This window comes from Rahnella sp. 2050, from assembly GCF_040544515.1.
Lineage (GTDB): Bacteria > Pseudomonadota > Gammaproteobacteria > Enterobacterales > Enterobacteriaceae > Rahnella > Rahnella aceris.
Genome location: NZ_JBEPKE010000002.1, coordinates 992,281 through 1,015,696 on the forward strand (window position 1 = coordinate 992,281; position 23,416 = coordinate 1,015,696).

The window sequence follows — 23,416 nt, forward strand, 5'->3', positions numbered from 1 at the left end:
AAGCGCGTCTGCGCTTTTTTTGTCTCCACAATCTGACCGTGTCGGCTATTTACCGTTGAGGTAGGCCATGACGATGTCATGGTGATTGGTGGTTTTGAAATCGTCGAACACTTTCTCGACTTTGCCATTGCCGTCGAGCAGGAAGCTGATGCGATGGATGCCGTCGTAGGTTTTCCCCATAAAGGATTTTTCACCCCAGACGCCAAACTGCTCACAGACCTGATGATCTTCATCGGACAACAAGGTGAAGTTCAGCAACTCTTTCTCAGCAAAACGCGACAGTTTTTCCGGTTTATCGGTGCTGATCCCCAGCACTTCCACTCCGGCATTTTTTAACTGATCCATGTTATCGCGCAGTCCGCAGGCTTGTACGGTACAGCCCGGCGTCATGGCTTTAGGATAGAAATAGACCAGGACTTTCTGTCCCTGGAAGTCGGCCAGATTAATTTGTTCACCGTCTTGGTCGGGCAAACTAAATTGCGGCGCAGGGTCACCGGCTTTCAGTGGGCTCATTGTCTTTCTCCATATCTCTTAGCGATTACTGCAGTTTATCTTCATTCTCAGAATAACTAACCACGTTAATACTGCCTTGCGCTTTCAGTTCTGTACATAGCTGATGAAACGCCTGCTCAATAATTGCCGCATCGGTATTGGCTGCGCTGTGCGCCGTTATTTGAATCGATAACTGTGCTGGCGTGGCGGCATCTGCCGGGCGCGTTTTTGAGGCAAGTTCGGCGATATTCATCTGATGCGTATCGAATAAATCGGTAAAACGTTCGATCAGATGCGGAGAGTCTTTCACCTCCACTTTCACCCAGACCGTAGCAGGCATTGGCTGGCGTTCATGTGCACTGGTTCGCTTCATCACGATCAATAATTCCAGCTCTGCGCCTTTTTGCGGCAGAGTGGATTCGATCAGTGTAATCGCGTTCCAGCTTCCGGAAAGCAGCATGATAAACGTAAACTCATCACCGAGCATCGCCAGACGGCTGTCTTCAATATTACAGCCGCAGCTGCTGACCTGACGGGTAATGGTGTTGACGATACCCGGACGATCAGCGCCTAAGGCGGTGATCACGAGATAATGTTGTTGTGGCTGCGGCAAAATAGGTCTTCCTGTCGTGCTTGGGAGTATTCCCAAGGTAAACATAAAAAAAACCGCCGGACAAGCGGTTACCGCTCGTTGATTGCTTGCTTTTGCAGTGGTGTCAAAAGTACCATGAGTGACCTGTTTGTGGAGGGGAAGGTCAATGTTTACGGGAAGTATTGTTGCACTGGTTACGCCGATGGACACCAAAGGTGCTGTCGATCGCGCGAGTCTGAAAAAACTGATTGATTATCATGTGTCCAGTGGTACTGCGGCGATCGTTTCCGTTGGCACGACCGGCGAGTCGGCCACGTTGAGCCATGAAGAGCACGGTGACGTGGTCTTACAGACGCTGGAACTGGCTGATGGACGCATCCCTGTTATCGCAGGCACTGGCGCAAACGCGACTGCTGAAGCGATTTCTCTTACGCAACGTTTTGAAAAAAGTGGCGTTGTTGGTTGCCTGACAGTCACCCCTTATTACAACCGTCCGACGCAGGAAGGTCTGTATCAGCACTTCAAAGCCATCGCTGAAAATACCTCTTTGCCGCAAATTCTCTACAACGTGCCTTCACGTACCGGCTGCGATATGTTGCCGCAGACTATCGCGCGTTTAGCAAAATTGAAGAATATTGTTGCTGTTAAAGAAGCAACAGGGAACTTAAGTCGGGTTAGTCAGATCCAAGTGCTGGTTGATGATGAAGATTTCATTTTGCTGAGCGGCGATGACGCCAGCGGTCTGGACTTTATGCAACTCGGTGGTAAGGGCGTTATTTCCGTCACGGCTAACGTAGCTGCCCGTGAAATGGCCCAACTTTGTGAGCTGGCAGCGCTTGGCAACTTTGCCGAAGCGCGTCGCCTGAATCAGCGCCTGATGCCTTTGCATCAGAATTTGTTTGTAGAAGCAAACCCAATCCCGGTGAAATGGGCCTGTAAGGCACTGGGTTTGATGGCAACCGATACGATGCGTCTGCCTATGACGCCGTTAACAGATGCTGCCCGTCCGGTCGTGGAAGAAGCATTAAAAAGCGCCGGTTTGCTGTAACTCTTAGGAAGATTTGATGGCCTCTTTATTTGACAAGAACAGTTTCCAGATGACCCGATTGCAGAAAACGGCCGTAGCAAAAGTGGTCGGGGTTTCCCTGATCATGCTGCTGGCCGCCTGTTCAAGCGATCAACGTTACAAACGCCAGGTAAGTGGCGATGAAGCCTACCTGGATGCGTCAGGTCTGCATGAGCTGAAAGCGCCGGTCGGGATGATTCTTCCCGTGCAGAACGGAACGTATGAAGTTCAGGCAGGATCGATGCAGGGCGCCGTGGGCAAACAGCTCGACATCCGTCCACCATCCCAGCCACTGGCGCTGCTGAGCGGTTCCCAGACGCAATTCTCTGGCAACAGCAGCACCGTGTTGCTGGAAAATACCGCGCAGAATCGTGATCTGTGGAATAACGTCGTGAAAGCGGTTGAGCAAAATAATTTCAAAATTGCCAACCGTGATGATGCTAACCAGACACTGACCACCGATTTCGTTGACTGGAATCGTGCGGATGAAGACTTCCAGTATCAGGGGCGTTATCAGATCAGCGTGAAACAGCAGAGTTACCAGTTAGCGCTGACGGTGAAAACGCTTGAGCTGAAACAACAGGATAAACCTGTGACCTCTTCTGCTGAAATCCAGCGTTACAACAGCCAGATGATGAACGCCATCACGGCGAGCCTGGATAAAGTGCAGCAGGATACTCAGGCACGCCTCGACAACCGTCGTGTTGGTGAGATTGATGTTCAGAGCGGTGCAGATGATACCGGCCTGCCGGTGCTGATTGTTCGTGAGAGCTACGGTGTTGTGTGGGATCGCCTGCCAAATGCCCTGACAAAAGTCGGCATGAAAGTGACCGACAGCAGCCGTCCGCAAGGCACATTGTCTGTGACCTACAAACCGCTGAATGACGATGCGTGGCAGACACTGGGTGCGAAAGATCCGGGGCTGACTTCCGGTGATTACAAACTTCAGGTTGGCGACCTCGACAACCGTAGTAGTTTGCAGTTCCTTGATCCGAAAGGACATGCTCTCAGCCAGTCGCAGAACGATGCGATGGTGGCGGTCATGCAGGCCGCGTTTAGCCAGAGTAGCGCAAAATAATACCAAGGGGCTCCGGCCCCTTTTTACATCTGTTTTTTCCACTGGAGTAAGTAAAGATGCAAAAGTTAGCTGAGTTGTATCGCGGCAAGGCGAAAACCGTCTACACCACCGAAAACCCGGACCTTCTGGTACTGGAGTTCCGTAACGATACGTCAGCACTGGATGGTCAGCGTATTGAGCAGTTCGACCGTAAAGGCATGGTTAACAATAAATTTAACCATTTCATCATGGCTAAGCTGGAAGAAGCCGGTATTCCTACTCAAATGGAACGCCTGCTGTCTGACACCGAAGTGCTGGTGAAAAAACTGGATATGGTCCCGGTTGAATGCGTGATCCGTAACCGTGCTGCTGGTTCGCTGGTAAAACGTCTGGGCATTGAAGAAGGTCTGGAACTGAACCCACCGTTGTTCGATTTGTTCCTCAAAAATGACGCCATGCACGACCCGATGATCAACGAATCGTATTGCAAGACCTTTGGCTGGGTGAACGAAGAAAACCTCGCGCGCATGAAAGAGCTGAGCTACAAAGCCAACGACGTGCTGAGCAAACTGTTTGATGATGCCGGTCTGATCCTGGTCGACTTCAAACTGGAATTCGGTCTGTTCAACGGGGAAGTGGTGCTCGGTGATGAGTTCTCTCCAGACGGCAGCCGCCTGTGGGATAAAGAAACCCTGAACAAAATGGACAAAGACCGTTACCGCCAGAGCCTGGGTGGCCTGATCGAAGCTTACGAAGAAGTCGCTCACCGTATCGGTGTGAAACTGGACTAAGCTGCACGTTATTTTTTTAGCCAGACTACGCAATCGTTTACGCGGTATGCACTAAACGGGTGATGGCCTCCGTCACCCGTTCTCTTTCCTGCATTTAATTTTCTTGTTTTAACACTGATTCCTTTCATTTAATTCCTCCGCCACTAAACTTACGTCCTTTCGCAGATGGTATTAACTGCGTGTGCTGGCTAGTCTTAAAAAAACAGGTTGGAGGTATCTATGCGTTGGCAAGGGCGTCGCGAAAGCGACAATGTAGAAGACAGACGCGGACAGGGATCTAACGGCGGCGGTCTAGGCGGCGGAGGAATGCGCCTGCCGATCCGTGGCAAAAGCGGTATCGTGATCATCATCGTGGTGCTGGTTGCTGGTTATTACGGTATCGACCTCACTCCGCTGATTGACGGCGGTCAGTCCGGCGGCATGCAGCAAACACAGTCACAATCCATCAGCCCGAAAGATGACGAGCAGGCAAAATTCACCTCGGTGATCCTCGCTTCGACGGAAGACACCTGGAAAGAGATTTTCCAGCGGCAGGGCATGACTTATCGTGAACCCAAACTGGTGATGTATCGCGGCGCGACCCGCACCGGTTGTGGCACCGGCCAGTCAGTGATGGGGCCGTTCTATTGTCCGGCGGACAGCACGGTGTATATCGATCTGTCGTTCTATCAGGAATTGCAGAACAAACTCGGCGCGGGCGGTGATTTTGCGCAGGGCTATGTGGTGGCGCACGAAGTCGGCCACCATGTGCAGAATTTGCTGGGCACCGAACGCAAGGTTCGCGAGATGCAGCAGGGCGCGTCGCAGACTGTGGTAAATCAGTTGTCGGTGAAAATGGAATTACAGGCTGACTGTTACGCCGGTGTCTGGGGGCACGCGATGCAGCAGCAAAATGTTCTCGAAGAGGGCGATCTGAAAGAAGCGCTGGATGCCGCGCAGGCCATCGGCGATGACCGGTTGCAACAGCAAAGTCAGGGGCGCGTGGTGCCGGACAGCTTCACTCACGGTACTTCCCAGCAGCGTTATACCTGGTTCAAACGCGGCTTTGATACCGGTAATCCGGACCAGTGTAATACCTTTGCCAGCCGCTGATTAAGTGGCAGGAAGCGCTGGTCTGCTGCTAAAAACTGTTCAATAATCAATGACCGATCCAGAGAGGCTCCCCGGGCCTCTCTTTCATTTTCATGTTGAACCGCTGGGAATGCCATGGCTTTTCTCGATCCAACCCTATTGATCTTACTTGTTTTCGCCGGTCTGGGCATTATCAGCCACAACAGCGCCGTCACCATCGCAATGTTCTTCCTCCTCACGGTGCGTATTACGCCACTGAACAGTTTTTTTCCGTGGATAGAAAAATACGGCCTGACTATCGGCATTATTATTCTGACCATTGGCGTGATGGCGCCGATTGCCAGCGGAAAAATCAGCGCCAGCACCATGGTGCATTCTTTCCTCCACTGGAAATCTATTGTCGCCATTCTGGTGGGTGTGCTGGTGTCGTGGCTTGGCGGACGTGGCCTGACGCTGATGGGCACGCAGCCGCATCTGGTGGCTGGCCTGTTAGTCGGCACCGTGCTGGGCGTGGCGTTGTTTAAAGGCGTACCGGTCGGGCCGCTGATTGCTGCCGGTCTGTTATCGATGATTGTCGGGAAAACCTGACATGTCTGCGACGTTGCTACAGCAGCAGATGCAGCGGCTGGGTGTCCGGCGTTTGCTGGTGTTCAGTGGCGGGACGCAGTGGTGTGAACAACAGGCTGTCCTGTTCTCTGCCCAAAGTGCCGGTGACTGGCTGTGGCTGAGTGATTCACCGCCTGATGGCGTCACATCCTGCCCGCCTTCAGCGGCGCAGACGCTGCTCGGACAGGACATTTTTCACGGTGTGTTTGATGCGCGTTATGGCCTCAATACCGAGGCGCTGGCGGTATTTTCCGGCACATTGAAAGCCGGAAGCTGGCTGATTCTGCTAATACCGGAATGGAACGCCTGGCCTGACACGCCGGACGCGGACAGCCTGCGCTGGAGCGAACAACCGCAGGCGATCCCGACGCCGCGTTTCATCCGCCGTTTCCGGTCTTTACTCGAACAAGATCGCAACATTACGGTTTGCCAGCAGGATCAGCCTTTTGATATCCCCCCGCTGCCAGCAGCACCCGACTGGCTGCCACCCGACGGTCAGCCCACCGCTGAACAATCGCAGATTTTACAACAACTGATGCAGGCTCAGTCCGGCGTATGGGTGCTGACGGCTGCCCGTGGCCGTGGCAAATCGACGCTGGCGGGAATGCTTGCCAGACAGTGGCCGGGCACCTGTTGGGTAACCGCACCGGCGAAAGCCTCAGCCAGCCAGATTCTCAATCATCAAACAGAGTCTGCCCGCTTTATCGCGCCGGATGCGTTGCTTTCATTATGCCGCGAAGGCGCGGTAACGGACATTGACTGGCTGATTATCGACGAAGCGGCAGCAATTCCGACGCCGATGCTTTCGGAAATTATCGCGGCTTTTCCGCGTGTGTTACTGACCACTACGGTTCAGGGATACGAAGGCACCGGACGCGGGTTCTTACTTAAATTCTGTGCGTCCCTGCCGCGGTGGCATGACCTGCGTCTGAATTCCCCGATCCGCTGGTCATCATCCGACACGCTTGAGCCGTTTATCAGTCAGTTATTGTTGTTTGACGAGCATTTGCCTGTAGCAGAACAGACGGGCGGCACATCAGAAATTTTCTCCATTGATGCCGACGACTGGCTGAGTGAACCGGCGCTGTTAGAGGAATTCTACGGCCTGCTGACCAGCGCGCACTACCGCACGTCGCCGCTGGATCTGCGGCGTTTGCTGGATGCGCCGGGCATGACATTCAGCGCGTCACGACAGAAAAACACCCTGACCGGCGCGTTATGGCTGGTGGATGAAGGCGGGCTGAGTGCTGAACTGGCGCAGGAAGTCTGGGCGGGCAGGCGACGTCCGCGCGGCAATCTGGTGGCGCAGTCTCTCGCCGCGCACGCGGGTTTCCCCGAGGCTGCCGTTATGCGTTCACGGCGTGTCAGCCGGATTGCGGTACATCCCGCGTTTCGCCGTCAGGGTATTGCCCGTGATTTGTTAGCAGCGCAGAAACAGCAGGCGCAGCAGGCGGGGCTGGATTTTCTGTCCGTCAGTTTTGGTTACACCACGGCGCTGGCGGCATTGTGGCAACAGGCCGGATTCCGGCTGGTGCGCGTCAGTATGCAGAAAGAAGCCAGCAGCGGCTGTTATGCCGCAATGGCGATATTACCGCTGAGCGTGGCGGGGCAGGCACTGGCGGACAGAGCCGTGCATCAGCTTGACCGTGACTGGCGCTGGCTGGCGCCTCAGATGGATTTAACCCTGCCGCTCGGCACCACTGCGGATACGCAACCCGATGATGCCGACTGGCGCGAGCTGAACGGATTTGCGTTCGCCCATCGTCCGCTGGAAAGCAGTTTACCGGCGCTCAGTCGCGTGCTGTTGCACAGCACTTTGCCACTGACGGCGTTGCGTGCGCATCTGCAACAGGGGCAAAGTGTCGCGCAAGTCGTCATGTCGCTGAAGCTTTCCGGCCGTAAAGCGCTGGTTTCGCGCTGGCGTGAGGAGACACGACAGGCGCTGAAAGCCGCGGGAATGGCTGAATAAATCAGCGGTTTCATTGCAAAAAATGGAAAGACTCGTTCAATAAAACCCGATTTCACTGACCGGCGGGCGGCGTATAGTGAACTCATTAAATGACAACGGGAGAGAGCAATGAGCTCAGAACAAATTATCGTCCAGCAGCCGGAAGAAATCGCTAACCAGCTGATTTTATTATTTCATGGCGTGGGTGATAACCCGATTTCTATGGGCGAAATCGGTAAGTTTTTCGCTGTTTCATTCCCGCAGGCGCAGGTGATAAGCGTCGGCAGCCCGGATATTTGTGATTTTGGCCGGGGCTTCCAGTGGTTTTCCGTGCAGGGCGTGACCGAACAAAACCGTCAGCCGCGAGTGGATGCCGCAATGCCAGCTTTTGTGCAGATTGTCCGTGACTGGCAGCAAAAAACCGGCGTTACGCCGGAACACACCACATTAGTCGGCTTTTCGCAGGGCACCATCATGGCGCTGGAATCGACGAAAGTGGAAGAGCATCTGGCGTCGCGCATTATTGCGTTCAGCGGGCGTTTTTCAACGCTTCCGGAAAAACCGATTGCCGCCAGTACGGTGGTGCATTTCATTCATGGCGAACAGGATCCGGTGATTAATCCGTTCCAGTCGAAAAGTGCGGCAGAACGTCTGAAATCATTGGGCTGTGAATGTACGCTCAATCTTCAGCCAGGTATGGGACACGGGCTGGATTCGCACATGATTAATACGGCGATAGCGCATTTGCAAAATTACGAACCGAAGTCGCATCAGCACTGATTTCATTGCCACTTTTATTGAAAAACGCCCCCGGCTGCATCACAACCGGGGGCGTTTTTTTAATGTCTGACTGAGGCGATTATTTGCGGTTTTTACGCATAAAATCATCCATGAAGTTCGTCAGCTTTTCTGCCGCTGGCAGTGACAGGGCGTTGTAGATAGAGGCACGGATGCCGCCAATCGCACGGTGCCCTGCCAGACCTGAGAAGCCAGCTTCCTGGCTTTCGGCCAGGAATTTCTTCTCCAGATCCGCATCCGGCAACTTAAACGCAACGTTCATGTGTGAACGGTCGGCTTTGCTGCTCCAGCCATTGTAGAAACCGTCGCTGTTGTCGAGCATTGCATACAGCAGTTCTGCTTTATGGCGGTTGGTTTGTTCCATATTTTCCAGACCGCCGACGTCGTTAAGCAGCCAGCGGGTGACCAGCAGCACCACATAAATCGCAAATACCGGCGGCGTATTGAGGTTGGAATGAGATTCCACCTGGCGGCGGTAATTCAGGAATGATGGCAATTCGTCAGATGACGCTTTCACCACGGTATCGTGCACCAGCACGATGGTGACGCCCGCCGGGCCGATGTTTTTCTGCGCATGAGCGTAGATGACTGAAAACTTATTGGCATCGCACGGTTTGGACAGGAAATCGGAAGACATATCGCAGACGCGGGGTACGTCGTCGCGGCCCAAAACGCGCTGAAACTGTAACCCTTCCACTGTTTCGTTCGAGACATAATGCAGATAGGGCGCATCAGGCGAGAATGCCAGTTCTTCGTCAGAGGGCAGACGGTTGAATCCGCACGATTCGCCGCTCCACAACACTTTTACCGGCCCTTCGCGACGCGCTTCGGTCACGACTTTACTGCTCCAGTAACCGGTATCCAGATATTCTGCCGCATGCTTCTGACCGCGCAACAGCGTCATCGGCACCATCGAAAACTGCTGCGTTGCGCCACCCTGCAGGAACAGGATATGGAAATCTTTCGACAAGCCGAGCAGGGTGCGGATGTTGTTTTCGGTTTCCTGCACAATGGCGGCAAACCAGTCTGAACGGTGGCTGATACCGAGGATCGACAGGCCGACTTCCGGCACTTCTTTTATCGCGGCTTCAACCTGAGTGAGAACGGTTTCCGGCAATGCGCCAGGGCCACCGGAGAAGTTCAGGGCGTTACGTGAAATCATGTTTATTCTTGTCCTTTAAACGCATCAGCAGAGGTGTCGGTGTGCGCAAAGGCACGGGATAACAGCAACTCGCGGCATGCTGTTTTAACTTTATTCATGTGGATTTTTTTGTGCGGGAACATCACTTCCAGATCCATTGCGTGCACCACCATCGCCGGATCAATTTCAAACACCAGCAATTCGCCGTCCGGTGTTTCGCTGCAATCGATGCCGAGATAGTCGAGCTGCGTGGTGTCATAAATCGCTTTCAGCGCCTGCTGGTGACGGGTGGCAAATTCGTGGAAGTTGTTCAGGAATGCGGCTTCTTCTTCACGCTTTTGGATATCTTCATACATGAAGGCGTTAACGTAATGCACCATCCAGTGGGATGAAATCGCCATATGACAGGCATACGGCACGCCGTCGATCAACGAAATGCGGTACTTACGGAACTGACCGTCTTCATTGCTGTAATCAATAAACTGCGACAGGAAATAATCTTCAACCTGCACGCGGGTCAGATAATCAGCCAGTTCTTCCTGACCGGTGATTTTTTCCAGACCGTGACCACCGTGCGAACCCGCAGGGCGCAGGATCACCGGATAACTGCTGTCAGGCAGCGCAGCGTGCAGCGTGGTTTCTCCGGCAGCGACGGCAGATAACGCCGCAAACGTCATCGCATGCGCCTGGGCAATGGCTAAACCCGGTTGGTTTTGCAACAGGCGGCTGGCGGTTTGGCGTTCAGAGCTCGGGATATGCTGTGGCGCATTGATCACCGGCACCGGCCAATGTTCCGTGACATCTTCCAGTTGCTGCAACAGGAACAGATTTTCGGTAGTGGCGCTGATGCCGACCATCAGTAAATCATGTTCAGGGATCGGGGCTTCAAAAGGGGCTTCGGGCGTGATGTAGTAATAAATCAGCTCGATGTCGCTGTTTTCCAGCAGGCAATCCAGCGGCACATTCGCGGAAAGCGTGCCGGGCACCATGAGTATCAGTAAGCGTAACTTCGCCGGTTGTAGCGCGGGGCAAAGGGTATAGACCTGCTGCATCGCCAGTGCCTGATTCTGAATCGTCAAACCCAGTTCAGTGCGTTGCAGGCACAGCATGACAGTGGAAAGGTTCATCCATAATACGGCGTCATCCGGGGTCTGTTGCGCACGGGTGATCAGTATCTGCGCGATGTCAGACCATTCCTCGCCCGCGATGCTCATACGTAGAAACGGAGCCAGACCCAGAAATTTCGACGCGTCAAAGCGTTCAGGCACTGCCTGATCCGCCCGGGTAATAGGTAATGTTTGCAAAGACTTGTTCTCTCCGTGCATCAGTTTCATGTTGAATGATAACGGCAGGAGGTAAAGTCAATCGGCGGAGAATCGCTAGATTATCCGCCGACTAATATTGATTAAAAGTGAGATGCTACCGGGGTGGGATTACTTTTTCTTTGGCCAGTCGTCATCTTTATCCCACTCGGCATTGTTGTCGCGATGCGGCGGGATCTCAGGTTTATCTTTCAGGAACTTTTTCACATCAACGCGGTTCAGCTCTTTGATGCCGCTGATAAACATGCCGACCAGAATGATCAGAACGATCCACCAGTAATCTTTAATCCACTCCATGGTGTACTCCTTAAAAGGGTGAGAGGGCGATAAATCGCGGGAAAAGAGTGTCCATTTGCCCGGCTAACCAGTCTGCAGCAGCGACGTCTTTTCCGGTCCAGGAACTGATCAACACCTGCGGCGTAAGCTGTTTTTCACATTCTGCCGCCAGCGGGCGGTAACTCAGATGCCAGGGTTCGACAGCCACACCGCCGCGATCTTCCGCATATGGCCGGTAAAAACCATATTCTGTCATATGCGCTGACATCCATTGGTTCAGCGGATAAAAATACCCGCCTTCTTCATATTCCCACGGCTCCAGTTGCAGCGTCTTACCCGCCGGTAACAATGAAGGATCGTACACATCCAGGTCACTGCCCCAGTGGTGACGGCTTGCACCCGGCAGCGCAGACCAGCGCAAAATCAGCTCGCAACGTTCTGCTGTCGTCAGCGCGCTGACATCCACCGGCTGACTGTTCTTATCTAATACTGGTCGCTCGCCGCGAAATTTGCCATTCCAGATAGCCAGTTGCCGATCGAAATCACGAAAGGTGCTGGCCGGTTGCAAGTCAAAACCGGCTTCACGGGCTGCCAGACGCATTTTTTCGAATGCCTGCGCCGCTTCCTTCTGCAAACGATGCGGCCCGTCGTCGATAATCACCAGATGCGCAGCGGAGCGTCCGGTCAGCATCTCGTGAGTGATCATGCGACTAATTGTTCCATGATGCGCTGATACATGCGGCTGAGCACCTGCAGATCGGCGGCATGTACGCATTCATTGATTTTGTGGATAGTCGCGTTGACCGGCCCGAGTTCAACCACCTGCGCCCCCATCAGCGCGATAAAACGCCCGTCAGAGGTACCACCGGTAGTTTGCAGTTCCGGCGTGATTTCACTGTAATGGCGCACCGCATTGACTACGGCATCCACCAGCTCACCGCGTGATGTCAGGAATGGCTGGCCGGAAACCACCCAGTTCAGGGTGTATTGCAGGTTATGGCGATCCAGTAATTCGGCGACGCGCTGTTTGATGATGGCATCAGTCAGCTCGGTGCTGAAACGGAAGTTGAACTGCACATAAAGTTCGCCCGGAATGACGTTGTTGCTGCCGGTGCCCGCGTTGATATTGGCAATTTGCATGCTGGTTGGCGGGAAGAATTCGTTACCATTATCCCACACGGTGGCGACCAGCTCATTCAGCGCGGGCATGGCGCGGTGTACCGGATTATCCGCCAGATGCGGATACGCCACATGCCCCTGAACGCCATGCACATGCAGGTTGGCGGTCATGGAACCGCGACGGCCATTTTTCACAATATCGCCGACGCGCGTGGTGCTGGAAGGCTCGCCGACCAGACAGTAATCAAGGCGCTCATTGCGTGCCATCAGCGCGTTGACCACTTTGACGGTGCCGTTGACGGCGCTGGCTTCTTCATCAGAAGTGATGAGAAAAGCCAGACGACCCTGATGATGGGGATTGGCGGCGACAAACCGCTCTGCTGCCACTACCATCGCCGCCAGTGAGCCTTTCATGTCTGCCGCGCCGCGACCATACAACATGCCGTCGCGCAGCGTTGGCTCAAACGGGCCGGTAACCCACAGCTTGTGATCGCCGGTAGGGACCACATCGGTATGCCCGGCAAAGGCCAGGGTTTTGCCTTCACCACGTGTCGCCCAGAAATTCAGGGTATCGCCAAAATGCATCGGCTCAATGTGAAAACCAATGGCCTCAAGGCGGGCAATCATAATCTCCTGGCAACCCGCATCGTCCGGGCTGAGGGAAGGGCGGCGGATTAACTGTTGCGCTAAATCGAGAACCGGACAACTCATGTTACTTCACCTGTGCAAGGAATTGCTGATAGCTTTCTGGTTTGAATCCCAGCAGAGACTGGCCTTCTGGCGCCAGTAAAAACGGACGTTTGATGACAGCCGGATGTTCGAGCATCAGCGCTTTGGCGCTGGCTTCGTTATCACAGGCTGCGCGCGTGGCCTCATCGAGCTTGCGCCAGGTAGTGCCACGGGTATTGAGCATCGCTTCCCAGCCTTGTTTATCTAACAAATCCTGCAGCAACGCGGCATCCAGCCCTTCGACCCGATAATCATGAAACTGGCATTCAACACCGTTTTCTTCCAGCCAGCGGCGGGCTTTCTTAACGGTGTCGCAATTTTTTATGCCGTAGAGAATAAATGAGTTTTGAGCTGAAGTTGTTGCCATAGAAAAACGTAACCTGTCAGTAAAATAAGCGCTTTTTAGCTGCGCTGATAAGTGGCGTCAGAGAAGGACACATAATGAGGCAAAACGCCGGCAGGATCCAGACGGGGCGGGATTGTGATCGCGCTTAAAAATTAGTCACGGAGTTTTTGCATGGTCAAAAAATAAACGTATACTGCCAGCGTCCAATCAAGGGGAGTAAAATGTTAGAGCAAGAATTAGGTCACTGGAAAGACTTTATCGACCGTATGTTGAAAGCGTAATTGCCCACATCGTTACCGACAAAGCAAAGAAAAGATTTATTCTCAGTGCAGCACGTCATTATAAAAACGTTTGTTCAGGAAGACCATTACGTTGCATTTAGCGACGATTCTCACAGCCAGTAAATCATGAATAAAAAAGGCGTTAATGTGAATTAACGCCTTTTTTGTTGCCTGCGATCCGGCGTTTTTACCGGTGTTCGGCGGGGGCCGTTTCCACGATATCAGCAATTACCGGTGCAGTGTGTTTGCCCGGAAAACGACGGCGGATCAACACAAAGAACAGCGGTACGAAGAAAATCGCCAGCACCGTGGCGGAAATCATCCCGCCGATCACACCGGTACCGACGGCGTGCTGGCTGCCTGAACCGGCCCCCATGCTGGTCGCCATCGGCAGAACGCCGAAAACAAATGCCAGCGAGGTCATCAGAATCGGACGCAGACGCATTCTGGCGGCTTCGAGCGTGGCCTCCAGCAGTTCCTTCCCGCGAACATTCAGGTCATTGGCAAATTCGACAATCAGAATGGCGTTCTTCGCTGACAAACCGATGATGGTCAGCATACCGACCTGGAAATACACATCGTTTTCCAGCCCGCGCAGCCAGGTGGCAATTACCGCGCCGAGCACGCCGAGCGGCACCACCAGCATGACGGAGAACGGAATGGACCAGCTCTCGTACAACGCCGCCAGACACAGGAACACCACCAGCAGGGAAATCGCATACAGCGCCGGTGCCTGAGAACCTGACAGTCTTTCCTGATACGACAGACCGGTCCATTCCAGACCAATACCCACCGGCAACTTCGCGACCAGTTTTTCCATGTCATCCATCGCAGTACCGCTGCTGATGCCCGTTGCCGGTTCACCGACAATTTCCAGCGCGGAATAGCCGTTGTAACGCTCAAGACGCGGCGAACCTGTCAGCCATTTCGACGTGGCGAAAGCGGAGAAGGGCACCATGGTTCCGGCGGAGTTTCGCACATACCAGCGGTCAATATCGTCCGGCAGCATGCGGTATTGTGCAGCGGCCTGCACGTAGACTTTCTTCACACGGCCACGGTCAACGAAGTCATTGACGTAGGTTGAGCCCCACGCGGTACTCAGCGTGCTGTTGATATCAGAGATAGCCACGCCCAGCGCCTGCGCTTTCACCTGATCGATATCGATCTGCAACTGCGGGCTGTCATCCAGACCGTTGTGACGCACGCGGGTCAGGTTGCTGTCTTTGGATGTCATGGCCAGCAACTGATCGCGCGCCGCCATCAGCGCATCATGACCAAGCCCGGCGTGGTCCTGTAATTCCATATCAAAGCCGGTGGCGCTGCCCAGACCGTTGATTGCAGGCGGGCTGCTGGCGATCACGCGGGCTTCGGTTATCTTGTTAAACGCTTTGGTCGCCCGCTCAATCAGTGCAAAGGAAGAATCGTCGGTGCCGGTGCGTTCATCCCATGGCGTCAGGCGCACGAACATACGCGCAACGTTTTGCCCGTTACCGCCGGGGCCAGCACCGATGGTTGAGAACACCGAAAGCACGTCTTTCTTATCTTCAGTCAGGAAATACTTTTCGACCTTTTCCACCACTTTTTGTGTCTGCTGCAGCGTTGAACCCGGCGGCAACTGAACCTGAACAGTGAACACGCCACGGTCTTCCATCGGCAGGAAGGAGGTGGGCAGTTTGATAAACATAACGGCCAGCAAGGCGACCAGTGCGGCATATCCCAGCATATAACGCAGGCTGTTACGCAGAACCCTCGCCACGCCATTTTCGTAGCGACGCGCGTTGCGGTCAAACATGCGGTTAAACCAGCCGAAGAAACCGCGTTTACCGTGATGATGTCCCTGCGCGACAGGTTTGAGAATGGTCGAGCACAGCGCTGGTGTCAGCGTCAGCGCGACGAACACTGACAGCACCATCGCCGAGACAATGGTGATGGAGAACTGGCGGTAAATCGCGCCGGTGGTACCGCCGAAGAATGCCATCGGCACGAACACCGCCGACAGCACCATGGTGATACCGACCAGCGCACTCTGAATTTGTCCCATCGATTTTCGCGTGGCCTCTCTGGGGCTGAGGCCTTCTTCACTCATCACGCGCTCGACGTTTTCCACCACCACGATGGCATCATCCACCAGCAGGCCGATGGCGAGCACCATCGCGAACATCGTCAGAGTATTGATGCTGTAACCGAACTGATGCAGCACGGCGAACGTCCCCAGCAAGACCACCGGCACGGCAATTGTCGGGATCAGCGTAGCGCGGAAGTTTTGCAGGAACAGATACATCACCAGGAACACCAGCACGATCGCTTCAAACAGCGTTTTCACCACGTCGGTGATCGCCGCTTTAACAAACGGCGTGGTCTCGTAAGCGATTTCGGCTTTCAGACCGTGCGGATAATAGTGAGAAAGCTCATCAAGGCGCGCACGGACGGCTTTGTCGGTTTGCAGTTCGTTGGCACCGGACGCCAGTTTAACGCCCATCCCTGATGCAGCCTGTCCGTTATACCGGCTGAGCAGGGCGTAGTTTTCCGCGCCGAGACCGATGGTGGAGACATCGCCAAGTTTGACCTGCGAACCGTCCTGATTCACTTTCAGGGTGATCTGGCGGAACTGTTCCGGCGTCTGTAACTGTGCCTGGGCATTAATGGTGGCATTCAGGGCCTGAAAATCCACAGAAGGTGCGCCGCCGAGCTGACCGACAGCGACCTGACTGTTTTGCGCTTTGATGGCGGTGACCACATCGGCGGTGGTCAGCTGGTAATTATTGAGCTTGTCCGGATCCAGCCAGATGCGCATCGCGTACTGTGAACCGTAAGCATCAATGCTGCCGACGCCAGGCACGCGGCTCAGCGGATCCTGAATGTTGGACGCCACATAGTCGGCGATATCCTGCTTATCCATGCTGCCGTCGGTGGAGACAAACGCCACCATCATCAGGTTAGTGTCACCGGTTTTTGACACCGTCACACCCTGCGTCTGCACGTCCTGCGGCAGGCGTTTCAGCGCCTGCTGCAACTGGTTTTGCACCTGTTGCAGCGCTTCGTTGGGATCGGTACCGGCGGTAAAGCTCAGGGTTATCTGCGACTTACCGTCGTTACTGCTTTGCGATGACATGTACATCAGATTATCGAGGCCGGTCATGTTCTGTTCGATAATCTGGGTAACGGTATTTTCTAATGTTTGTGCTGATGCGCCGGGATAGGTTGCAGAAATCCTGACGTTTGGCGGAGCCAGATCGGGATACTGTTCAACCGGCAGAAAATAGATAGCGAGTGCGCCGGACAAGGAAATGATGATCGCTAAAACCCAGGCAAAGATTGGGCGATCGATAAAAAAGTTAGCCATGCTTCAGGAACCTCGTTGTCACTCTGGCGTGAGTAACTAACATCAGCAAACAAACAGAACGTCAGTAATCTGACAAAAAAATCCCCTGAGCGCTATTTTCTCATAGGCAGTCTCAGAGGCGGAACCGTCCCGACGGGACTGAGCAAGTGTTAGAGTGGAGTTCTACGTCAATGCACTTTACCTTCTCATGTCGCATAAAACGTGGAGAAATAAAGGAGATAATGTAAAAAAAACCTCCCTGTACACAGGGTTATGCCGCAGACAGATTCGCTGATACCGTCTACGCTTTGACAGCCTGCTTTTTTATGACACGCATTCGTATGTCCACACTGGAGCCGTTCAGATGAGTTTGATGTTAAATTCGGTTTTCGCCCGTCGTCTCTACCTTTGCTGGTTGCTGGACTCTGAACAAAAACCGAACGTACCAAAACTGATGGAAATCACCGGCTGGCCGCGCCGCACCTTGCAGGACGTACTGAAAGCGCTACCGGGTATGGGTGTCGAACTGGAATTTGTGCAGCAGGGTGTGCGCAATAATGACGGTTATTATCAGCTTTCAGGCTGGGGGCCGCTGGATGCAAAGTGGGTTGAACGCCATCGGGAACAACTGCTTAATGCAATTGAGCACGGCTGAATCTGGCGTGCGCGATGTAATGCCGCTATGATGTCTGGCTTCTCTCACCCTCTGAGCGGAGGCACGCTTTATGTCATCTGATGACAAGTCATCCCGGATCGAAAACGTTCAAAACCAGTTACTCTCTGATAACTGGTATGTTCTTCGCAAATACACCTACGATTTAATCAAACGTAATGGCGAACGCCAGCCGCAATCCCGTGAAGTGTATGACCGGGGAAATGGCGCGACTATTCTGCTTTATAACCGTCCTAAAAAAACCGTTCTGCTGATCAGACAGTTCCGTATGCCGACCTACGTCAATGGCAACCCGACCGGTATGTTGCTGGAAACCTGCGCCGGTTTGCTCGACAACGATTCGCCGGAAGATTGCATCCGTAAAGAAGCCATTGAAGAAACCGGTTTTGCAGTGGGCAAGGTAGATAAACTGTTTGAAGCCTATATGTCGCCGGGCAGCGTGACCGAAATCGTGCATTTTTTCGCGGCAGAATACGATGAGTCGCAGCGTCAGAACGCCGGTGGCGGCGTGGAAGACGAGGACATTGATGTGCTGGAGGTGCCGTTTACCGAGGCGCTGGCGATGATCAAAGATGGCCGCATCAGAGATGGCAAAACCATTATGTTGCTGCAATATGCGCAGATTCAGGGCTGGCTGGCGTAAAGATGACCGGCGAAAATGCATCTGAGGCAAAGGCACCCGCGGGTGCCTTTGTTATTTCAGTGTTCCAGGTTTATTGCGGTGCTGCCCGCGTGGCCTTTCATGGCAGACCATGGCAGAACGGACCATTCCGGGCCTTCGCATGAACGCATGACACGGGCAAACGTCGGATCAAAATACAGCCCTTTTTGCGTGAAATACCAGGCCGGGAATTGCCAGACCGACGGGTCTGAATAATCACAATCGTCTTCGCTTTCTTCCGTCGGCTTTTTCATCTGTTGCGGATAAGCCGCGGTCAGTTGTTTCACCAGCCACGGCGCCCATTTCTTATCGCGGTACTGCGCGAAGGTATCGAAATCCACATCGTTTTTACCCGTAAGGGCGCGATCTTCAGCATTCAGATAGTGGAACGGTGCGCCATCGCCCACCCAAATCACATCTTCCAGCGTCAGCGTTTCTGCGGTTTTGGCGTTCAGGTTGATCGGCGCTTCGCCGAAATCAGGATGCGCACCGCCGCAGTCATAAGAGGTAAATACGCTGATGCTGACCACATCGGGACTCATGAACTTCGGCGTCACCGTTTGCTGATATTCTCCCTGACCAAAACGGCTTGCCCCGAGCATACAGGCATGCCAGCCGCTGACTTCCTGCCATAGACGGGCGCGCAGCTTCTGGTTAATGGCCGGTAAACTGGCTTCCGGATAACCGGAGACAATCTCAAAGAAACTGATTTTTGATTGCGGTTCCGTCCACCATTGCAGCTGATAGCCCATGAAGTTTTCGTTTTTGCCCGCTTTCAGTTGCAGCGCGGATAAACGCAAATACTCGTACGGATCGGTGTGGATCAGCGAACTGAGATAGCCGTCGTCCGTGGCGGCTGCCGGTAACTGCGCGGGTTGCAGCTTAACCGGCAGTGTTTTGCCCTGCGGGTTGGTCCAGTTGCCTTGCCAGTCACCGTTTTCATCTTTGGTCAGCGTCAGTTCAGGGCGCGGTGTATCGTCGAAATCATCCAGACCTTCCTGTAATTTCAGTTCCTGACCATCCAGCGCTCCGTTGAGCGGCAGATCCAGACGGTATTTTTGATAGAAATACCGTCCGGTCACTTCGTCAGGTTTATTTAAATCGAGTTCGACGACAATGCTGGTTTTACCCAGTGTGCCGGCGTACACCACCGGAGGCTCTTCAGCCAGCGCCGGCAGTGATAACAGCGTTATCATCAAAATCAATAACTTCATCCGTATCTCCCAGAGAAATGATCTTCATCCTTTTCGCCATTATTGTTTGTTTTTGGCTCAGCCAGTGTACTGAAAGTTTCCCTGCGTCACCATTGCGGCTTCTCGTATGTCATGAAAAATTATTGTCTGCCGCAAACCCTGCGGGTGGAGTATCTCTTTATAATTTCGGGTAAAAAATGCTGCATTGAAGGCAGTCTCCTGGCGAGGGTTACGCTATTATCAGAAAGATAATTTCGAACAGAGCTGAAACTTATAATGTGCAGATGGATAACCGCCCCTTTATGCCTGCTGGCCACCATGCTGGCTTTTAGCGCCCAGGCTGAGCCGTTGCAGGCTATTTATAACGACTGGCAGGTCAGCTGTGACAACCTGAATCACTGCGTCGCGCGTAATTCGCAGGACGGGCAGGAACTGGTGATGAAAATCACCCGCGAAGCCGGGCCGGAAGGGAAATCCTCCGTCAGCATTGATTACCAGCGTAACAGTGATGAGCAGACGACGGATGCGCCGGTTGCCAGCCGCTTGCAGATGAACGGTAAGACACTGAGTTTTAATCACCGTGAATGGGATGTCAGTAAAAAACATCTTTCCACCACTAACCGTCTGGTGGTGAATGATTTTATTGCCGCGATCCGCGAAGGCAGCAGTATTCAGCTGGCAGTGAAAGCTGACCCGGCTCAGCCCGTTAAACCGGAAGTTTCACTGAAAGGGATCAAAGCCGCCTTGCTGGCCATTGATGCGCAGCAGGGGCGCGTTGGCACCAAAACGGCCTGGATTAATCGTGGTGCGAAACCGGCGAATACCGTGCCGCCCATTCCTGCCACGCCGGTTCTGCCGCGTTTCAGTGAACCGCATGCATTATCCGAAACTGAGATTTCGGCCATCACGCAGAACGCCGCCGCCACCATTGAGAATAATGATTGCAGCCTCGACCCTTCCGAACGGGAAGTGCATATTTTCGCGCTGAGCAACGATAAAGCCCTGATGACTGTCAACTGCGACATGGGCGCGTATAACCTGTATGCGCTGGGCTTCCTGGTTTCGCGTCAGGCGCCTTATAAAATGGACAATCTGGCGCTGAATATGCCGTTCAAACTGGGCGAAGATGATGATTCGCCGGAACTGATCAACGCTGATTTCGACCCGAAAACCGGTATGCTCTCGACTTACGATAAAGGGCGCGGCATCGGTGATTGTGGCGTGTCTTCACGCTGGGTGTTTGATGGTAAACAGTTCCGTCTGGCGGCATTTGCCTCTGAACCCAGCTGCGACGGTTACAGCAGCGGTGGCGAATGGCCGGTGTTGTGGGTGACGCAGCAGTAATTTGCCTTCGGCCTGTCACTCTGCCGATAAATAAAAAAATGCCCTGTGAGCTTTCGCTTGCAGGGCATTTTCTTTTGTCGTGCAACGCTACCGGAAAGATTATTCGGACGCTTTCACCACGACTTTGTTGCTGGCGAACTCGACGTTCATATCAGCAACGATTTTGCAGCGCTTACGGGTTTCGACTTTACCGTTGACCTTAACCTGGCCTTCGGCAATCACTGCTTTCGCCGTACCGCCGCTGTCACACCAGCCCATAAATTTGAGCAGATCGCACAGTTCAACGTGCGGGTGTTTTTCGAGAAAGAAAGTTTCCATGTATTCCTGACTTTTTGTGTAGTGCAAAGGGTTTAAGACTTACTGGCGCTGACGTCATGATATTCCTCGCACGCCTGCAAGGTATTCTGAATCAGCGTCGCGACCGTCATCGGGCCAACACCGCCCGGCACCGGTGTGATAAAGGAAGCACGCTCGGCGGCGGCATCATATTCCACATCGCCGACAACTTTACCACTTTCCAGACGGTTAATACCGACATCAATGACAATCGCGCCCGGTTTAATCCATTCGCCGGGAATAAAGCCCGGTTTACCCACAGCGACAACCACCAGATCGGCATTCTCAACATGATGGCGCAGATTTTTGGTGAAACGGTGGGTGACGGTGGTGGTGCAACCGGCCAGCAGTAATTCCATGCTCATCGGACGGCCCACAATGTTGGATGCGCCAATCACCACGGCGTTCAGGCCGAAGGTTTCAATACCGTAACGTTCTAACAGCGTCACAATGCCACGCGGCGTACAAGGGCGCAGCGTCGGCGCGCGCTGGCACAGACGGCCGACGTTATAAGGATGGAAGCCATCGACGTCTTTATCCGGATGAATACGTTCCAGCACTTTGATGTTATCGATACCGGCAGGCAGCGGAAGCTGAACCAGGATGCCGTCGATTTCGCTGTCGTTATTCAGTTTTTCGATCAGGTCCAGCAACTCACCTTCAGTGGTGGTGGCTGGCAGGTCGTAAGAGCGGGAGATGAACCCGACTTCTTCACAAGAACGGCGTTTGCTGGCGACATAAATCTGTGACGCCGGATTTTCACCGACCAGCACCACGGCCAGACCGGGCGCACGCTTTCCTTCAGCCAGTCGTTGTTGAACACGCGCTGCAACTTCGCTTCTGACTTGCTGCGCAATCGTTTTACCGTCAATAATCTTTGCTGCCATCAGGGAATAAATCCATTAATTAATAAATGCAGGGGGATGCGCCTATTTTGTCAGAAGCCGCGGGCGCTGTCAGGCGTTGAATGCGAATAACTTGTTATCTGCGGATGAGAATTTAACCTGCGACAGTGGCGAAAAAAGTGTCTATTTTAGGTATGACTCTTTTTAAATCATAAGGAAAGAAACAAATGACACGCAAAGTGGGGATCATCGGTGCCGGTCATGTGGGCGCTGACGTTGCATTCTCTCTGGTCACGCTGGGGCTGTGTGACGTGATTGTCTTGCTGGATGAAAACGAACCTAAAGCGGCCAGTCAGGCGCTGGAGTTGCGGGATATGGCGTCGCTGACGACCTCACGCGTGCAGGTTATCGCCAACGACTACAGCGAACTGCATGATGCCGATGTGCTGGTCATCGCCGTCGGCCCGAAAACCTTGCTGCGTGAAGATCGTCTGGAAGAACTTGCTGAGACCCGTGCCGCCGTGCGTGAAGTGATCCCGCGCGTGATTGCCAGCGGCTTTGGCGGCGTGATCGTCAATATCACCAATCCGTGCGATGTCATTACTCAGATTATTCAGCAGACCAGCGGATTCCCTGACGCACAGGTGTTCGGCACCGGCACCTCGCTCGATACCGCGCGCATGAAACGCGTGGTCGGTGAGTTCTTCGGTTTCGATCCGAAAAGCGTCACTGGCTACGTGATGGGCGAACACGGCGAATCACAGTTTGTGGCCTGGAGCACCGTGACACTTGGCGGCTGTCCGGTGGCAGAACTGGCAGGCGACCGTGACGTCGACTGGGCAACAATGAACGACGCTGTGCGCGGCGGTGGCTGGGAAATCCTGCAAGGCAAGGGCTGGACCAGTTTTGGCATCGCTACTGCAACAGCGCGGCTGGTGGATGCCATTTTGTCCGACGCCCGCAGTGTCTGGCCGGTGTCTGCCCTCGATGAACAACTGGGCGTTTATATCGGCCAGCCAGCGGTGATTGGTAAAAAAGGTATCGTACAAACATTACGACCGGAACTGACGGCTTACGAAGGTGTAGCCTATCACGCGTCTGCCCGCGTGATTGCTGCCGCGCTGAAATCCGAAAAATAGCCGATACTGATCACATAACGTTGCAAGACAGTCCGGGAATATCGGCAAATTGTTCAGGCATTAAGCAGTGAGTTCGAAAGCCATTGACTCATCCCGGTCTGCCCGTATAATCCGAACCCGCAACGCTCCCGAAAGGGACAAGCAATGCGCCCTTAGCTCAGTTGGATAGAGCAACGGCCTTCTAAGCCGTAGGTCACAGGTTCGAGCCCTGTAGGGCGTACCATTTCAAGTCAACACACCTCTGCTGAATTCGCTTTTTCTCCTTTAT

Annotated in this window: 24 protein-coding genes and 1 tRNA gene; 13 read left to right on the forward strand and 12 right to left on the reverse strand. The window is 53.7% G+C overall.

What is annotated here, in order from left to right:
- Nucleotides 1–45 precede the first annotated feature (45 nt).
- Together bcp and ABIC79_RS11835 are read right to left on the reverse strand one after the other, a co-directional pair.
- Nucleotides 46–513, reverse strand: a complete 468-nt coding sequence (bcp, locus tag ABIC79_RS11830; RefSeq protein ID WP_013576555.1) for a thioredoxin-dependent thiol peroxidase — start codon at nt 511–513, stop codon at nt 46–48.
- A 25-nt stretch (nt 514–538) separates the two neighbouring features.
- On the reverse strand, nt 539–1,105 hold the full coding sequence (locus tag ABIC79_RS11835) for a glycine cleavage system transcriptional repressor (RefSeq protein ID WP_013576554.1): 567 nt from the start codon (nt 1,103–1,105) through the stop codon (nt 539–541).
- Nucleotides 1,106–1,250: 145 nt separating this feature from the next.
- Between ABIC79_RS11835 and dapA the strand changes: the two genes are divergently transcribed.
- From dapA to ypfH, 7 genes are all read left to right on the forward strand, one after another.
- Nucleotides 1,251–2,132: a 4-hydroxy-tetrahydrodipicolinate synthase gene (dapA, locus tag ABIC79_RS11840; protein ID WP_013576553.1), complete on the forward strand. Its 882-nt coding sequence runs from the start codon at nt 1,251–1,253 to the stop codon at nt 2,130–2,132.
- Nucleotides 2,133–2,148: 16 nt separating this feature from the next.
- Nucleotides 2,149–3,228: an outer membrane protein assembly factor BamC gene (gene bamC, locus ABIC79_RS11845; RefSeq protein ID WP_112151697.1), complete on the forward strand. Its 1,080-nt coding sequence runs from the start codon at nt 2,149–2,151 to the stop codon at nt 3,226–3,228.
- A gap of 56 nt (nt 3,229–3,284) precedes the next feature.
- Nucleotides 3,285–3,998, forward strand: coding sequence for a phosphoribosylaminoimidazolesuccinocarboxamide synthase (purC, locus tag ABIC79_RS11850; RefSeq protein ID WP_013576551.1), 714 nt, complete (start codon nt 3,285–3,287; stop codon nt 3,996–3,998).
- Between the two features lie 219 nt (nt 3,999–4,217).
- Complete coding sequence (gene ypfJ / locus ABIC79_RS11855; protein ID WP_013576550.1) at nt 4,218–5,090, forward strand: KPN_02809 family neutral zinc metallopeptidase; 873 nt, start codon at nt 4,218–4,220, stop codon at nt 5,088–5,090.
- 114 nt (nt 5,091–5,204) lie between these two features.
- Nucleotides 5,205–5,657, forward strand: coding sequence for a DUF441 domain-containing protein (locus ABIC79_RS11860; protein WP_013576549.1), 453 nt, complete (start codon nt 5,205–5,207; stop codon nt 5,655–5,657).
- A 1-nt stretch (nt 5,658) separates the two neighbouring features.
- Nucleotides 5,659–7,644, forward strand: a complete 1,986-nt coding sequence (locus tag ABIC79_RS11865) for a tRNA(Met) cytidine acetyltransferase TmcA (protein WP_354567214.1) — start codon at nt 5,659–5,661, stop codon at nt 7,642–7,644.
- Between the two features lie 108 nt (nt 7,645–7,752).
- Complete coding sequence (gene ypfH / locus ABIC79_RS11870; protein ID WP_119261865.1) at nt 7,753–8,403, forward strand: esterase; 651 nt, start codon at nt 7,753–7,755, stop codon at nt 8,401–8,403.
- A gap of 79 nt (nt 8,404–8,482) precedes the next feature.
- On the opposite strand, the gene ABIC79_RS11875 is transcribed toward ypfH, so the two are convergent.
- The 6 genes from ABIC79_RS11875 to ABIC79_RS11900 all read right to left on the reverse strand — a co-directional run bounded on the left by ABIC79_RS11875 (nt 8,483) and on the right by ABIC79_RS11900 (nt 13,375).
- On the reverse strand, nt 8,483–9,583 hold the full coding sequence (locus tag ABIC79_RS11875) for a phosphoserine transaminase (RefSeq protein ID WP_013576546.1): 1,101 nt from the start codon (nt 9,581–9,583) through the stop codon (nt 8,483–8,485).
- Between the two features lie 2 nt (nt 9,584–9,585).
- The gene (locus tag ABIC79_RS11880; protein ID WP_223509232.1) at nt 9,586–10,866 is read right to left on the reverse strand and encodes an ATP-grasp domain-containing protein; all 1,281 of its coding nucleotides are present in this window, start codon (nt 10,864–10,866) and stop codon (nt 9,586–9,588) included.
- A 129-nt stretch (nt 10,867–10,995) separates the two neighbouring features.
- Entirely contained in the window at nt 10,996–11,181 is a 186-nt protein-coding gene (locus ABIC79_RS11885) for a YpfN family protein (RefSeq protein ID WP_013576544.1), read from the reverse strand.
- A gap of 10 nt (nt 11,182–11,191) precedes the next feature.
- Complete coding sequence (locus tag ABIC79_RS11890; protein WP_015690284.1) at nt 11,192–11,866, reverse strand: M15 family metallopeptidase; 675 nt, start codon at nt 11,864–11,866, stop codon at nt 11,192–11,194.
- A complete protein-coding gene (dapE, locus tag ABIC79_RS11895) occupies nt 11,863–12,990 on the reverse strand; it encodes a succinyl-diaminopimelate desuccinylase (protein WP_013576542.1) in 1,128 nt (375 codons plus the stop codon). Before dapE ends, ABIC79_RS11890 begins: the two co-directional genes overlap by 4 nt.
- A gap of 1 nt (nt 12,991) precedes the next feature.
- Nucleotides 12,992–13,375 carry an ArsC family reductase gene (locus ABIC79_RS11900; protein ID WP_119261864.1) on the reverse strand — a complete coding sequence of 128 codons (384 nt, stop codon included), beginning with the start codon at nt 13,373–13,375 and terminating at the stop codon, nt 12,992–12,994.
- 200 nt (nt 13,376–13,575) lie between these two features.
- On the opposite strand from ABIC79_RS11900, the gene ypfM reads away from it, so the two are divergent.
- Nucleotides 13,576–13,635: a protein YpfM gene (gene ypfM, locus ABIC79_RS25645; protein ID WP_487383164.1), complete on the forward strand. Its 60-nt coding sequence runs from the start codon at nt 13,576–13,578 to the stop codon at nt 13,633–13,635.
- A 187-nt stretch (nt 13,636–13,822) separates the two neighbouring features.
- Here the strand turns inward: ypfM and acrD are convergent, their stop codons facing one another.
- On the reverse strand, nt 13,823–16,978 hold the full coding sequence (gene acrD, locus ABIC79_RS11905; protein WP_015690282.1) for a multidrug efflux RND transporter permease AcrD: 3,156 nt from the start codon (nt 16,976–16,978) through the stop codon (nt 13,823–13,825).
- A 343-nt stretch (nt 16,979–17,321) separates the two neighbouring features.
- On the opposite strand from acrD, the gene ABIC79_RS11910 reads away from it, so the two are divergent.
- Nucleotides 17,322–17,612: a winged helix-turn-helix domain-containing protein gene (locus ABIC79_RS11910; protein ID WP_112197529.1), complete on the forward strand. Its 291-nt coding sequence runs from the start codon at nt 17,322–17,324 to the stop codon at nt 17,610–17,612.
- 70 nt (nt 17,613–17,682) lie between these two features.
- Nucleotides 17,683–18,273, forward strand: a complete 591-nt coding sequence (nudK, locus tag ABIC79_RS11915) for a GDP-mannose pyrophosphatase NudK (RefSeq protein WP_013576538.1) — start codon at nt 17,683–17,685, stop codon at nt 18,271–18,273.
- Nucleotides 18,274–18,329: 56 nt separating this feature from the next.
- On the opposite strand, the gene ABIC79_RS11920 is transcribed toward nudK, so the two are convergent.
- Nucleotides 18,330–19,505, reverse strand: a complete 1,176-nt coding sequence (locus ABIC79_RS11920; protein ID WP_013576537.1) for a hypothetical protein — start codon at nt 19,503–19,505, stop codon at nt 18,330–18,332.
- Between the two features lie 255 nt (nt 19,506–19,760).
- Here ABIC79_RS11920 and ABIC79_RS11925 point away from each other — a divergent pair, with 255 nt between their 5' ends.
- On the forward strand, nt 19,761–20,828 hold the full coding sequence (locus ABIC79_RS11925) for a DUF1176 domain-containing protein (RefSeq protein WP_037036947.1): 1,068 nt from the start codon (nt 19,761–19,763) through the stop codon (nt 20,826–20,828).
- Nucleotides 20,829–20,927: 99 nt separating this feature from the next.
- Here ABIC79_RS11925 and ybcJ read toward each other — a convergent pair whose 3' ends face one another.
- Both ybcJ and folD read right to left on the reverse strand, forming a co-directional pair.
- Nucleotides 20,928–21,146 (reverse strand): ribosome-associated protein YbcJ, encoded by a 219-nt coding sequence (ybcJ, locus tag ABIC79_RS11930; RefSeq protein WP_013576535.1) that lies wholly within the window; start codon nt 21,144–21,146, stop codon nt 20,928–20,930.
- 32 nt (nt 21,147–21,178) lie between these two features.
- Entirely contained in the window at nt 21,179–22,051 is an 873-nt protein-coding gene (gene folD / locus ABIC79_RS11935) for a bifunctional methylenetetrahydrofolate dehydrogenase/methenyltetrahydrofolate cyclohydrolase FolD (protein ID WP_013576534.1), read from the reverse strand.
- Nucleotides 22,052–22,236: 185 nt separating this feature from the next.
- On the opposite strand from folD, the gene ABIC79_RS11940 reads away from it, so the two are divergent.
- The gene (locus ABIC79_RS11940) at nt 22,237–23,148 is read left to right on the forward strand and encodes an L-lactate dehydrogenase (RefSeq protein ID WP_112151693.1); all 912 of its coding nucleotides are present in this window, start codon (nt 22,237–22,239) and stop codon (nt 23,146–23,148) included.
- 146 nt (nt 23,149–23,294) lie between these two features.
- Nucleotides 23,295–23,371, forward strand: a tRNA-Arg gene (locus tag ABIC79_RS11945).
- Nucleotides 23,372–23,416 lie beyond the last annotated feature (45 nt).